The following is a 12,453-nucleotide window of genomic DNA, read 5'->3' as shown; positions in this document are numbered from 1 at the left end:
CGGCCGGCGACAGAGCCGAACCGACGGCGGCCCCGTTCCGGTCACAGAGGACAGGGAACGGGGCCGGGGCCGGGGCGTGCTGCTGCTATCGGACTGCCAGCTCGACCAGCAGGGCCTCGTACTCCTCCGGGTGCTGATCCCGCAGGATGTCCATCCACACTCGGGTCCCCTGAACGAACGTCTCGGGCGTCATCTTCTTGTGAAGATGGTGGACGCAGTAGAAGGCGTCGTCGTAGGGGAGTCGCTTCGGCTGCTTCGGCTCCGCCCCTTCCGCGCTCGCGGAGGTGGGCTCTCCCGCGCCGGCACGCGGTACCGGGATGGACTCGGTGGCCGCCTGCTCGTGCTCGATGGGCGGTGTGGGTGCACTGGGCCGAGGCGCTGAGGCCGGTGCTGTGGTCGGCTCGGTAACGGGTGAAGCAGCCGGGACGGTAGGCGTCTCCGGGATTATCACGCCGTGATAATCGGCGGGACCCGCTGAGCGCTCGACGACATCGCGGCTCTGCGCCTCCGCCTTCTTCCGGGCCGCCTCGGCCCGTTCGTCCGCCTTGGCCCGCTGCTCCTCGGCGGACAGCTTGCCGAGGTTGCGGACGTGCTCGACCTTCCGCGCCCCGGTCACCAGGTCCTTCTGCAACTCGGGAGTGAGCTTCAGCAGGGACAGCTTGCTGGAGATGGTGTTCTGCGGGATGCCCAGCCGCTTGGCCGCCTTGGTCTGGGAACCGTAGTAGTCGACCAGGGACTTGAGGGCGTGGGCCTCCTCCAGGTCCGTCATGTCGTCGCGGTGGTAGTTGGCGACGAAGGCGGCCTCGAGGAGAGACTCGTCGGTGGCGACGCGCCCGTTGTCCACGCGGACGGGGATGGTGGCCAGGCCGACGCGGCGAGCGGCCTCGAGGCGCCGGTGGCCGTCGACGACGATGTACTGGGCCCCGTCGTCGAGATCGGCCGCGCGGTCCGAACGATTGCGCAGGTAGGCATCGACCGTGGCGACGGCGATCGGGATGATGAGGCCGACCTCGCGGACGCTCTGCACCGTCTCGTCGAGGTTGCGCAGGTGGTTGCGCGGGTTGTCGGGGTTGTCGCTGATGAGGGTGACCGGCAGCTCCGTGATGGCTGCCGTGATCGACTCCTCTCCCGCGATGGTCTTGTCGATGAGGTTGCGTCGGGAGGATCGGGCGCCGCGGGCCGCGCCGAACGCGGGTGCTGATCCCAGGGTGTCGGCCTTGCTCACCGGGTGGCTCCCCTCGCTACCTGCCGCATGGCTTCCGCCTGATCACTCTGTGGCGCGTAACTCAGCAGCGGCATCCGCTTGCGGACTGCTTCCCGCTGCTCCTTCAGATCGCCGATGACGGCGAGCACCTTCGGGTCGCCGAGCGACTTCCAATTCTCCAGGGAGGAGGTGGCCACGTAACCGCGGCGGGAGTCATAGAGGTTGACGACCAGGCCGAGGTAGTCGATCTCGAGGGAGAGGTCTTCGCAGAGGTCCTCGACCTGCTGGGCGAGCATGCCGTAGGCGGTGGCTGAGGAATCCTCGGCGAGTACGGGGATGACGACCCCGGAGCCACCGGCGGCTTCGCCACGGCGTCGGCGCCCGTAGTAGAGGGCGGCGTCCATGGCGATGCCGAGGCTGGGCGGGCAGTCGACGATGATCACGTCGTAGTCGGCCTCCAGTGGGCGCAGGGCAAGCTCCAGCGCGGCCTCCTTCTGGAAGCCGCGCTTCTGCGTGGCCACGACGGCGATCTTCGCGTCGAGGAGGAACCCGTCGAAGCAGGCGGGCAGGACGTGCAGGCGCTTCTCGAACCGCGGGTCCTCTATCACCACGACGAGATCGCGCAGGTCTCCGCTGCCGTCGCCGCACATGTGCGAGACCAGGCTGTCGTGGTCGGGCTCGATCTGGGGGACTCCGAGCTGTTCGCTGAGGTGCCCCTGCGGGTCGAAGTCGACCACGAGGACGCGTTTGCCCGCCTCGGCGTAGGCCTCGCCGATACCGGCGGAGATGGCGGTCTTGCCGACCCCGCCCTTCTGGTTGCCGACGATCTTCCGTTCGGGGTCGGTTCCGCGGGCGCCGTGCTGGGGGGAGGGGTGGGCGTCGAGCCAGCCGCGGATCGACTGGGCCAGGCCCTGTGTGTACGAGACGCCGCGATCGGTGCACGTCTCCTTGAACTGCTCATACAGCCCGGGCGGAAGCCACGTGGAGAACGACCTCGCACCGGCGGTGTCGACCTCGGCGCCGCCGCTCGTGCTGTCACGCCAGTCGTTGATGGCCGCCTCGACGGCGTCCTGGATGTCCAGACTGAGTTCGGCGGCGCGGACTTTGAGCGCTTGCTGGAGCGCCGAGGGCAGCTTGGACGCTACCTTTTCCCGGTCTCCGTCGGGGTAGGGGGAAGCCATGGCGTCAGCATACTGACTCCCGTTGGCGCGATGACAACGGCTTTGCAAGGTCTGACGGGGTTTCACCCCATGGGCGTCCGAAGGGAGTCACCTTTGCGCCGGCTTGCCAGGCGGACCGGAGCGGGAGCTCCCCCTTGCCGTCACGCGCAATTATCACGCCGTGATACCTGTCGGACTGGTGCGCTCGCGGTGAAGCGATCCGACTCCAGAGTCGGATCGTTTCACCTCTTGAGCCGCTGCGGTGCTGGGAAGGCGAGGCTCAGCCGGTCGGCCGGTTCAGCAGGGGGACCACGACCTGCCGCGCAGTTGCCGCCTCGCCCAGGCGGAAGAACTTCACCTGGCCCAGGCTGTGCGTGCACTCCAGATAGCCGGCTGCCTCGAGCTCGCGACGTGCCCGGGAGAAGTGCGGTGCGGGTACGCCGATCAGCTCGGCCAGCTCGGCCGCGGTGCGCTCGACACTGTTGTCCAAGCCGCCCAGGATCGCGTAGGTCATCAGCACGTTCTGCTTGAGGTGAGAGAGGTCGCTTATACGCGCCTGCAGGGCTTCGAGCTCTGGGTATGGACTGTTGCGTGCCATGATCAGGCCCTTCGTCGCTGCGCCGGACGGCCCGGCAGGGTCGGCAGGTGGTAGGCGGCTGCCTCTTCGGATTGTTCCCGTCCGGAGAGACTGGACACGATGTGCGGAGTCACCCGGTACTTGATCGTCCGGCCGATCACGTCGGCCACCAACAGCATCTTGTGCTCGGCGAGCTTCTTCGCCATCCTCCTCGTCGCCTGCGGGGTCAGTCCGAGGAAGTCGGCGGCCTCCACTGCGGTGGCACCGCCCTTCCCGTTGTACGTCATGATCCCGCAGTAGAAGAACAGCCGAAACTCGTTACCGGTGATCCCTGAATCGGCCGCGAGCATGGCGAGGACTCGTTCGAAGCTGAACTGCCCGTGCCGTCCGCCGAAGGCGTAGGACCGGCGTGGGGCGCCCTCGTCTTCCGGTTCCAGCAGCTCGTGGACCTCACCAGTCGCGGTGTTGACCAGCGCACGGCTGCGTCCACTGCGGCCCTGATGTGGCACTAGCGACCCCTGACCTGGGCTTGTTCTCTGACAGCCCGCGACATTACCACTGGCGACATGTCGTGTGGGGTAACCGAGGGAACGTGGCGTTTCCTTCGCCTACCCCCACCGTCATGTCGCTGAGGGTCATCGAAGGAACTCTGAGGTTCCTTCGATGACGTACTGCGTCATGTCGCCACGGGCCATCGACAGAACCAGCCGATTCCCTCGATGACCACTGACGACATGACCACTGACGACATGTATTGGCATCCTAGGATGCCGATATCGGCATCCCCAGGTATCAATCAAGCCTGCGTTTTCGCAGGTCAAAGCCCTGCGGGGGCTGCGCACTCTCTATACACAGGAAGGAACCCGCCGTCCGGGACACCCTGCGGTACTCGGGGTGCCCCGCGGGGCCGTTGGTCGACCTCACCCGCGTGCCACTGACCGACCTCAGCAGTTACACAGCGTGGCGGAGGCCGGAGGGGGGTACGGAGGCATACGCGCGCCTACTCGGTGATCTGCACGCATCGCTGTGGCGGGCTTTCGGTGGCCGAGGCCCGGACTCTGGTCAGTGGATGCGCTTCCGGAGGGCCGGGGCCCACCCACGGACGCCCAGCCTCGATTATCACGGCGTGATAATCGTCGGCCGCTTGTCGAACTCGAGCCGACCTCCGGCAAGGCTCTGCCTGATCCACTCGGTTTCAGAGTGTTGGGTTGATTGCGACGAGTTCGACCTCGAAGCCGTCGTCGTTCTCCAGATAGGCGGCGTAGTGCTGTGCTCCGCCAGCGTGCGGATGTCGGTCGGGGAACATCAGATGCCAGCCGTGCTGGGTCGCGTCGGTGGCCAACTGGTCGACCGCGATGTCGTCTTCGACGTGGAAGGCCAGGTGGTTCAGTCCCGGTCGGCAGCGGTCGTGCCTGTCGGCGGTGAGGGCCGGGGACTGCTCCACGACCAGATAGGTCTGCCCGAGCCGCCAGCTGCGTCCGCTGTTCCAGCTCTGGAAGGGGACGTGGCCGAGTGCCTCCAGCAGCCAACCGAGAGAGGCGACTGCTCGGTCGAGGTCCGGCACCCACAACTCGACGTGGTGCAACGTTCCGCTGGTGGGCCGGTTCACGCTGCCACCGCCTCGGGGCGCCCGACCCTGGGCCGGCTCGATGAGCTTGGAAACGATGACGTGCGGAGAAACGATCCGACTCTGGCGTCGGATCGCTTCACGGTGCCGCTCCTTCAGCCACCCACGGCTCGCAGGTGGCGGCCGGCCTGGCCCCGGTCCTCGAAAAGGGCCGGGGCGAGCCGGTAGTGCTTGACGCTTCCCACACTGCCGGTCACCTCCAGCCACCCCGCCTCGAGCAGTTCCTTACGGGTCCGAGACAGCACCGGCGGTGTCATTCCCGCCGTGGCGGCCAGCGTGCTGGCCTTGATCATGACCGTGCCGTCGGGACGCTGTTCCGAGGATGCGTAGAGCATGACGACGATGCGCTGGTTCGGGCTGAGGACGCGCCCGGTCTTCTTCAACAGGTACTGCACGTCTGCCGCGTCGTGAATCCTCATCAGGCCTCGCCCTTCTTCCCACGCCGACGGACTCTGGGCTCACGCACCCTGGTCTCCGGAGGGTTCCAGTCCTTCACGGCTTCACGGTGGGCGAAGCCGGTACCGATAAATGCAAGGTAGGGCGTGCACCTGTAGAAGGTGGTCCGCCCGAGCCCGCCTGCCTCGACAAGCAGCCGAGCCTGCTTGAGCACTTTCACCGCTCTGGACAGAGCATCCGGGCTCATCCCCAGCTCCTCAGCGATGGCGGAGCCCGTACGCATGACGGCTTCCTCGCTCGTCTCCGTGGCGAACCAGTACCAGACGAGGACGCGAAACTCCCGGTCCGTCAGGCCCGAGGCCGCCGAGGCCAGTTCCCGGCCCTTGCGGATGCCCACGTTGATGTGAGCTCCGTCGAACGCGTAGTTGGCGCGGTGTACCTCCTCGAACTCTCCCGTGTCCTGATCGACCAGGGCGAGGATCTTTCGCGCCTGCTCTGCCATGTGAGGGCCGTCCCTGCAAGTCGGTATGGGGGCGGTAAGCGATCAGGCTCGGGGGAACGGATCACTTACCGGGGAAAGCATTACCACATTGCTAAGCGAACCCGCTGCAGAGTCGGGTCGGTGCGCGAGGTGCACAGGGCGCTGATGTGTGCACATAGCTAAGTGATCCGACTCCAGCGTCGGATCAATCCGATCCTGGAGTCGGGTTGATCCGACTCCAGGATCGGGTAACCCGACTCCAGGATCGGCATACCCGATCCTGGAGTCGGATCGCCTAGCGCGTTTTCGCAGGTCAGAGGCGTTTTCGGGGTTACGCTCTCTTCATGCATGAAAGTGCCCAAGGTCGTGCGACTTCGTGGTGGCCCTCCGGGCCGGCGTGAACGCCGGTCCTCGGGCGTGTCGTGCACCGGCTGTCCTTGACCCGCGGGTCGGCCGGGGCTCGGCTGACAGGGCAACAGGAAGCGTGGCTGGTCTGGTCGATGGCTCAGGTGGCACACGCGCGCCTGGCCGGTCGGCGCTCCCGCCGTCGTGGCGGGCTGGTTCGTGGCTGGGGTGTTCAGGTGGTTCGGTGCCTGGCCATCGACAACAGCGGATACCGGAGCGCAGTCGGACTGCGGTCAACGGATGGGGTCTACCGTCGGCAGCATCCGCCGGGGATCATCAGTCGCGCGAGTGGGGTGCGAGGGTCTGGGACGTGGCGGCCCAGGAGGCGAGGAGCCTCAGGCCCTCCTCGGAGGCCGAGCCGGGTTCGGCGGCGTAGATGGTGAGGGTGAGACCCGGGGCGGCGGCCATCTCCAGGCCCTCGTAGGCGAGGGTGAGATCACCGACGGTGTGGTGGTGGAAGCGCTTGGTGCCGGTGCCGTGGTGGCGGACGTCGTGGGCGCCCCAGCGGGTGCGGAAGTCGTCGCTGCGGGTGGACAGCTCGCCGACGAGGTCGTGCAGGCCCTTGTCGTGGGGGCTGCGGCCGGCTTCGGTGCGCAAGATGGCCACGGCAATGTCGGCGGCCTGCTCCCAGTCGGGGTAGAAACGGCGCGAGGCGGGGTCGAGGAACTGGAAGCGGGCCAGGTTCGCCTGGTTACCGGCCGAGGCGTAGACGTCGGCGTAGAAAGCGCGGGCGAGCCCGTTGGCGGCGAGCAGGTCCATGCGGCCGTTGCGCACGAAGGCGGGGCCGGCGGTGACGGCGTCCAGGACCCATTGCAGGCTCCGGTGCGCCTTCCACTGCGCGGTGCGGCGCCGGGGGCGGGTGAGGGCCTCGGAGCCGTCGGCGGCGTGGGCGAGGTTCAGCAGGTGAGCGCGCTCGGCGTCGTCGAGCCGGAGCGCACGGGCGACGGCTTCGAGGACGGCCGGGGAGACGCCGGCGAGGTTGCCGCGCTCCAGCTTGGCGTAGTACTCCACGCTCACATCGGCGAGCGCGGCGACCTCGCTGCGGCGCAGGCCTGGTACCCGCCGACGGCTCCCGGAGGGCAGGCCGGCCTGCTCGGGAGTGATCTTGGCTCGCCGCGAGGTCAGGAACTCGCGGACCTCTGCTCGGGTGTCCACGCCTTCGACGGTACGTCCGGCCCGCGCCCATAGGGATGTACTGGCGGTACACCCCTTGATGGTGTCTCGCTCCCCGCGCGAAGAGCGGGTTACCTGGATGACGTGGTGCTTTTCCCCCGGTCACACGACGGGATCTCGCACTCGGCCCTGCACCCGGCGACGGCCCCGGCCTCCGGGACCGCCCGCCTCCGGCACGCGAAGGAAGCTCATTTATGCGCGGCGCAGTCATCCACGCCCCCGGCGACGTCCGCTTCGAGTCCCTGGACGACCCGAAGCTGCTCCACCCCACCGACGCGATCATCCGCACGGCCGTCACCTGCGTGTGCGGCTCCGACCTGTGGCCCTACCGCGGCGCCGAGCCGATCGGCGACCCGCACCCGATGGGCCACGAGTACGTCGGCTTCGTCGAGGAGGTCGGCTCCGGGGTCACCGCGGTGAGGCCGGGGCAGTTCGTCGTCGGCTCCTTCGCCACGTCCGACAACACGTGTGAGAACTGCAAGAACGGCTTCCAGTCCAGCTGCTTGCGCCGCGAGTTCATGTCCACCTGCCAGGCCGAGTACGTCCGTATCCCCAACGCCCAGGGCACCCTGGTCGCCACCGACGAGGTACCCGGCGAGGAGCTGTGGCCCGGTCTGCTGGCCGTCTCCGACGTGATGGGCACGGGCTGGTGGGCCGCGGACGCCGCCGAGGTGGGGCCCGGCTCGACCGCCGTGGTCGTCGGTGACGGCGCGGTGGGCCTGTGCGCGGTGATCGCGGCGAAGGAGAGGGGCGCGGAGCGGATCATCGCCATGTCGCGGCACGAGTCCCGGCAGAAGCTCGCCCGGGAGTTCGGTGCCACCGACATCGTCACCGAGCGCGGCGACGAGGGCGTGGCGAAGATCAAGGAGCTGACCGGCGGCATCGGCGCCGACAGCGTCCTGGAGTGCGTCGGCACGGCCCAGGCCATGAGCCAGGCCCTGCGCTCTACCCGGCCCGGCGGCAACGTCGGCTTCGTCGGTGTGCCCCACGAGGTCGCCGTCGACGGGCAGGAGCTGTTCTTCTCCCACGTCGGTCTGCGCGGCGGTCCCGCCCCCGTACGCCGCTACCTGCCCGACCTCATCGACCGTGTCCTCACCCGCCGGATCGACCCGGGCAAGGTCTTCGACCTCACGCTGCCCCTGGACCAGGTCGCCGAGGGCTACACGGCCATGGACGAGCGCCGTGCCATCAAGACCCTCCTCACCCCCTGACCGACCCCCTCCACCGCACAAGGAGCAACCGTGCAGATCACCCGCAGCTCGCTCGACACCGTCAAGGGCCCGGCCGACTGGTTCACCGGCGACGTCTACATCGACCCGGTCGCCGCCGCCCCGGCCCCTTCCCGGGTCACCGCCTCCCTGGTGCACTTCATGCCCGGCGCCCGCACCCACTGGCACCGCCACCCGCTGGGCCAGACCGTCTTCGTCACCGAGGGCGTCGGCCTGTGCCAGCGCCGCGGCGGCCCGGTGGAGGTCATCCGGCCCGGCGACCGCGTCCTGTTCGAGGCCGACGAGGAGCACTGGCACGGCGCCGCCCCGAACCGCCTGATGGTCCACGTGGCCATCAACGAGGGCGACGACGACCACGCCGTCGTGCACTGGCTGAACCCGGTCACCGACGGCGAGTACACCGCCGCCCCGGCCACCGACTGACACCCCGGTCCGTCCGGCCCGGTGTCCGCACCGCCGCACCTGAAAGGCTCACCGTGACCACGTTCGCTCTCGTCGGCGCCGGCCCCGGCCTGGGGCTGGCCGCCGCCCGCCGGTTCGGCGCCGCCGGCCACCACGTCGCCCTCCTGTCCCGCAACGCCGATCACCTCGACGCCCTCGCGGGCGAACTCGACGGTGGGGGCATCCGGGCGCGTGGCTTCACCGCCGACGTCCTCGACCCCGCCTCCCTGACCGCGGCCCTGGACACGGCGGCCAAGGAGCTGGGGCCGATCGAGGTCCTCCAGTTCAGCCCGGTGCCCCGCGGCGACTTCATGAAGCCGGTCCTGGAGACGAGCGCCGCCGACCTGGAGGACCCGCTGGCCTTCTCCGTCATGGGGCCGGTGACCTGTGTGCACGCCGTCCTTCCGGGGATGCGGGAGCTGGGCCGGGGCACGCTGCTGTTCGTCAACGGCGGCAGCGCCGTACGCCCGAATCCCAAGGTGGCCGGCACCTCGGTCGCGTTCGCTGCCGAGAGCGCCTACGCGGCGATGCTCCACGACGCCCTCGCGCCCGAGAACATTCACGCCGCCCAGCTGATCGTCCCCGGCGCGATCCGCCCGGACGCCGAGCACTCCAGCCCCGACGCGCTCGCCGAGCGCCTGTACGCCCTCCACACCGAGCGCGGCGCCTTCCGGCACTACGCCGAGCCCCTGCCCGCATGACCACCTCCCAGGCACCGCTCGTGCACTCCGCAGTCCGCCGCGGACCGGGCTGCGCCGCTTCGGTGGCCGTCCTGCTGCTGGCCGTGGGCGCCTGTTCCAGCGGGACGCGGGGGAGCGCCCCGGCCGCCACGCCCTCCGCCGCCGCCTCGGCGGGACAGCAGGAGCCGGTGGCCTCCCTCTCTTCGTCCGCCTCCGGAAGGAGTACGTCCATGAACATCCGGGTCACCCTCGACGGCCGCCCCGTCGACGCCGTCCTGAACGACAGCCCCGCCGCCCGCGACTTCGCCGCGCTGCTGCCGCTCACCCTGGACCTGAAGGACTTCCACAGCACCGAGCGGGTCGCCGACCTGCCGCGCACGCTGGACACCGCCGGTGCCCCCGAACCGGCCGCGGCCACGGTCGGCGACATCGCCTACTACGCCCCCTGGGGCAACCTGGCCCTCTTCTACCGGGACGGGCCCGCCCCCTCCCCGGATCTGCTCGTCCTCGGCCACCTCGACGTCGGCGCCGACCGGCTCGGCCGGGCGACCCGCATCACCCTCGAAGCCACCTCCTGACCCCCGACCTCCTCCACCCCGGCGCCGGCGCACCGGCGCTCCGCGGCGCTGACCCGCCTCCGGGCCGGGCGCCCGCGGCCCGCTTCCCGAAGGGAGAACACGCGTGAGCGTCACCTACGACTTCCACGGCAAGGCCGCCTTCGTCACCGGCGCCGCGGGCGGCATCGGACGGGCCACCGCCCTCGCTTTCGCCCGCGCGGGCGCGCGGGTCGCCCTCGCCGACCTGTCCGGCGACGGCCTGCACGAAACCGCCCGCCTCATCGACGCCGCCGGAGGCGAAGCCCTCGCCCTCACCTGTGACGTCACCAGCGAGGACGACGTCCACGCCGCGGTCGACCGGACCGTCGAGCGCTTCGGAAGCCTGGACGCCGCCTTCAACAACGCCGGCGTCGAGCAGCCCGTCCAGTCGGCCGCCGACACCGCCAGGACCGAGTGGGACCGCGTTCTCGGCGTCAGCCTCACCGGAGCGTTCCTGTGCACCAGGACGCAGGTCCGGCAGATGCTGAAGCAGGACGGCGGCGGGGCGATCGTCAACGTCTCCTCCGGAGCCGGGGTCAAGGGCTTCAAGGGCCAGGCCGCCTACGCCGCCGCCAAGCACGGGATCATCGGCTTCACTCGTTCCGCCGCCCTCGACCACGCCGCACAGGGCATCCGTATCAACGCCGTCTGCCCCGGGATCGTCGACACCGAGATGATCCGCCGCTTCGGCGACACCCGCCCCGGGGGCCGCGAAGGACTTGTCGCCGACGAACCCGTCGGCCGCCTCGGCACGCCCGAGGAGATCGCCTCCGCCGTGCTCTGGCTGTGCTCCGCCGACGCCGCCTTCACCACCGGCGCCGCCCTCGTCGTCGACGGCGGCCAGACCACCTGAACCCTCCGGCACCCCGTCCGAAGCCCCGCCGCACTCCTGTCCGAGGAAACATCTCCATGAACCCCGCCTACGACTTCACCGGCCAGGTCGCCTTCGTCACCGGAGCCTCCTCCGGCATGGGCCTGGCCACCGCCCGCGCCTTCGCCGAAGCCGGCGCCGCCGTCGGCCTCGCCGACATCGACGAGACAGCCGTCGAGGCCGCCGCGCAGGAACTCACCGATGCCGGGCACCGGGCCCTCGCCCTGGTCTGCGACGTCACCGACGAGGACCAGGTCGCCGCCGCCGTCGACCGCACCGTGGAGACCTTCGGCCGCCTCGACATGGCCTACAACAACGCCGGCGTCATGCCCCCGCTCACCGACGCCGCCGACGAGAGCGCCGACCAGTTCGACCGCGTCCAGAACATCAACCTGCGCGGCGTCTGGGCGAGCATGAAGCACGAACTGCGCCACCTGCGCGACCAGGGCAGCGGCGCCATCGTCAACTGCTCCTCCCTGGGCGGCCTCGTCGGCAACCCGGGCCGCGCCGCCTACCACGCCACCAAGCACGGCGTGATCGGCCTGACCAAGAGCGCCGCCCTCGAATACGGCCCCCGCGGCGTCCGCATCAACGCCGTCTGCCCCGGCACCATCGCCACCCCCATGGTCGACGCCATGATCGAGGGCGGCGAACTCGACCGCACCCGGGCCGAAACCGGCCAGGCCATCGCCCGTCTCGGCACCGCCGACGACATCGCCCAGGCCGTCCTGTGGCTCTCCAGCCCCGGCGCCGGCTACGTCACCGGCATCGCCCTGCCCGTCGACGGCGGCTACACCGCCCAGTAGGTCCCCTGCGTTGCCATCCACCCGCCGTCGCCCGGCGTCACAGGAGGGCGCCGCCGGAGACCTCGATGCGCTGGGCGGTGACCCAGCGCAGTCCCTCGGAGGCCAGCGTGGCAATGGCGTCGCCGATCTCCTCAGGTTCGCCGACGCGGCCGAGCGCGGTCTGTCCGGCCAGGACCTGGCGCATTCCGGCGTCGTCCCGCATCGCTCCGCCGTTGAAGTCGGTGGCGGTCGGCCCCGGGGCGATGGAGTTGACCCGGATGCCGCGAGGTCCCAGTTCCGCGGCGAGCGTGCGGCTCAGAGCCTCGACGGCGGCCTTCGAGGCGGAGTAGACCGAGGTGGCGGGGCTGGTGTGGCGGGTCAGTGACGTCGAAACGTTGATGACCTGGCCGCCCTGGGCCAGCAGCGGCACGAGCGACTGGGTGAGGAAGAACGTGCCCCGGACGTTGGTGCCCATCACCGTGTCGAAGTCGTCGGTCGTGACCGTCTCCAGCGGCCCGAAGACTCCCACTCCCGCGTTGTTGACCAGGATGTCGAGCCGCGAAGTACCCCAGCGCTCCAGCTGCGCGCCCAGTGCGGAGGTGAAGGACGCGAAGGAGGAGACGTCGCTGATGTCGAGCCGGAGAGCAGCGGCTGTCCCGCCCACGGCCTGCACCTGTTCCACCGTCTTCTCGGCCCCGGCCGCATCACCGCGGTGGGTGACCACGACCCGCACCCCGCGGGTGGCCAGGGCGATGGCCGCGCTGCGCCCGAGGCCGCGATTCGCACCGGTCACCAAAGCGATCTTGCCAACTGTCATGACGTCCTCCA

The 12,453-nt window shown here is 69.9% G+C and carries 15 protein-coding genes; 6 read left to right on the top strand and 9 right to left on the bottom strand.

Translation table 11 applies throughout. The annotated features are described in order from the left end of the window. Nucleotides 1–85: 85 nt before the first annotated feature. The 8 genes from ACIRGB_RS32895 to ACIRGB_RS32860 all read right to left on the bottom strand — a co-directional run bounded on the left by ACIRGB_RS32895 (nucleotide 86) and on the right by ACIRGB_RS32860 (nucleotide 7,005). Nucleotides 86–1,225: a ParB/RepB/Spo0J family partition protein gene (locus ACIRGB_RS32895; protein WP_403872626.1), complete on the bottom strand. Its 1,140-nt coding sequence runs from the start codon at nucleotides 1,223–1,225 to the stop codon at nucleotides 86–88. Beyond that, complete coding sequence (locus ACIRGB_RS32890; RefSeq protein ID WP_403872624.1) at nucleotides 1,222–2,385, bottom strand: ParA family protein; 1,164 nt, start codon at nucleotides 2,383–2,385, stop codon at nucleotides 1,222–1,224. The genes ACIRGB_RS32895 and ACIRGB_RS32890 overlap by 4 nt, the downstream gene beginning before the upstream one ends. A gap of 259 nt (nucleotides 2,386–2,644) precedes the next feature. Next, nucleotides 2,645–2,962 (bottom strand): hypothetical protein, encoded by a 318-nt coding sequence (locus ACIRGB_RS32885; protein ID WP_403872622.1) that lies wholly within the window; start codon nucleotides 2,960–2,962, stop codon nucleotides 2,645–2,647. Between the two features lie 2 nt (nucleotides 2,963–2,964). Then, on the bottom strand, nucleotides 2,965–3,450 hold the full coding sequence (locus ACIRGB_RS32880) for a MarR family transcriptional regulator (RefSeq protein WP_403872620.1): 486 nt from the start codon (nucleotides 3,448–3,450) through the stop codon (nucleotides 2,965–2,967). A 686-nt stretch (nucleotides 3,451–4,136) separates the two neighbouring features. Then, nucleotides 4,137–4,550, bottom strand: coding sequence for a VOC family protein (locus tag ACIRGB_RS32875; protein ID WP_403872618.1), 414 nt, complete (start codon nucleotides 4,548–4,550; stop codon nucleotides 4,137–4,139). Nucleotides 4,551–4,663: 113 nt separating this feature from the next. Next, nucleotides 4,664–4,987 carry a replication initiation protein, RepL2 gene (locus ACIRGB_RS32870; RefSeq protein ID WP_232249462.1) on the bottom strand — a complete coding sequence of 108 codons (324 nt, stop codon included), beginning with the start codon at nucleotides 4,985–4,987 and terminating at the stop codon, nucleotides 4,664–4,666. Then, nucleotides 4,987–5,466, bottom strand: a complete 480-nt coding sequence (locus tag ACIRGB_RS32865; protein ID WP_403872616.1) for a MarR family transcriptional regulator — start codon at nucleotides 5,464–5,466, stop codon at nucleotides 4,987–4,989. Before ACIRGB_RS32865 ends, ACIRGB_RS32870 begins: the two co-directional genes overlap by 1 nt. Nucleotides 5,467–6,126: 660 nt before the next feature. Next, the gene (locus ACIRGB_RS32860; protein WP_403872614.1) at nucleotides 6,127–7,005 is read right to left on the bottom strand and encodes a helix-turn-helix transcriptional regulator; all 879 of its coding nucleotides are present in this window, start codon (nucleotides 7,003–7,005) and stop codon (nucleotides 6,127–6,129) included. A gap of 212 nt (nucleotides 7,006–7,217) precedes the next feature. On the opposite strand from ACIRGB_RS32860, the gene ACIRGB_RS32855 reads away from it, so the two are divergent. From ACIRGB_RS32855 to ACIRGB_RS32830, 6 genes are all read left to right on the top strand, one after another. Then, nucleotides 7,218–8,234, top strand: coding sequence for a zinc-dependent alcohol dehydrogenase family protein (locus ACIRGB_RS32855; RefSeq protein WP_403872612.1), 1,017 nt, complete (start codon nucleotides 7,218–7,220; stop codon nucleotides 8,232–8,234). 30 nt (nucleotides 8,235–8,264) lie between these two features. After that, on the top strand, nucleotides 8,265–8,675 hold the full coding sequence (locus ACIRGB_RS32850; protein ID WP_403872610.1) for a cupin domain-containing protein: 411 nt from the start codon (nucleotides 8,265–8,267) through the stop codon (nucleotides 8,673–8,675). A gap of 53 nt (nucleotides 8,676–8,728) precedes the next feature. After that, on the top strand, nucleotides 8,729–9,394 hold the full coding sequence (locus ACIRGB_RS32845) for an SDR family NAD(P)-dependent oxidoreductase (RefSeq protein WP_403872608.1): 666 nt from the start codon (nucleotides 8,729–8,731) through the stop codon (nucleotides 9,392–9,394). Then, on the top strand, nucleotides 9,391–9,951 hold the full coding sequence (locus ACIRGB_RS32840) for a cyclophilin-like fold protein (protein WP_403872606.1): 561 nt from the start codon (nucleotides 9,391–9,393) through the stop codon (nucleotides 9,949–9,951). The genes ACIRGB_RS32845 and ACIRGB_RS32840 overlap by 4 nt, the downstream gene beginning before the upstream one ends. 103 nt (nucleotides 9,952–10,054) lie before the next feature. Beyond that, on the top strand, nucleotides 10,055–10,822 hold the full coding sequence (locus tag ACIRGB_RS32835; protein WP_403872604.1) for a glucose 1-dehydrogenase: 768 nt from the start codon (nucleotides 10,055–10,057) through the stop codon (nucleotides 10,820–10,822). A gap of 56 nt (nucleotides 10,823–10,878) precedes the next feature. Then, nucleotides 10,879–11,646 carry an SDR family NAD(P)-dependent oxidoreductase gene (locus ACIRGB_RS32830; protein ID WP_403872602.1) on the top strand — a complete coding sequence of 256 codons (768 nt, stop codon included), beginning with the start codon at nucleotides 10,879–10,881 and terminating at the stop codon, nucleotides 11,644–11,646. A gap of 37 nt (nucleotides 11,647–11,683) precedes the next feature. Here ACIRGB_RS32830 and ACIRGB_RS32825 read toward each other — a convergent pair whose 3' ends face one another. Beyond that, a complete protein-coding gene (locus ACIRGB_RS32825; RefSeq protein WP_403872600.1) occupies nucleotides 11,684–12,442 on the bottom strand; it encodes an SDR family NAD(P)-dependent oxidoreductase in 759 nt (252 codons plus the stop codon). Nucleotides 12,443–12,453 lie beyond the last annotated feature (11 nt).

Origin of the sequence: Streptomyces sp. NPDC102490, assembly GCF_044765285.1 — a bacterium.
Taxonomy (GTDB): Bacteria; Actinomycetota; Actinomycetes; order Streptomycetales; family Streptomycetaceae; genus Streptomyces.
This window is presented reverse-complemented; position numbering and strand designations above follow the sequence as displayed.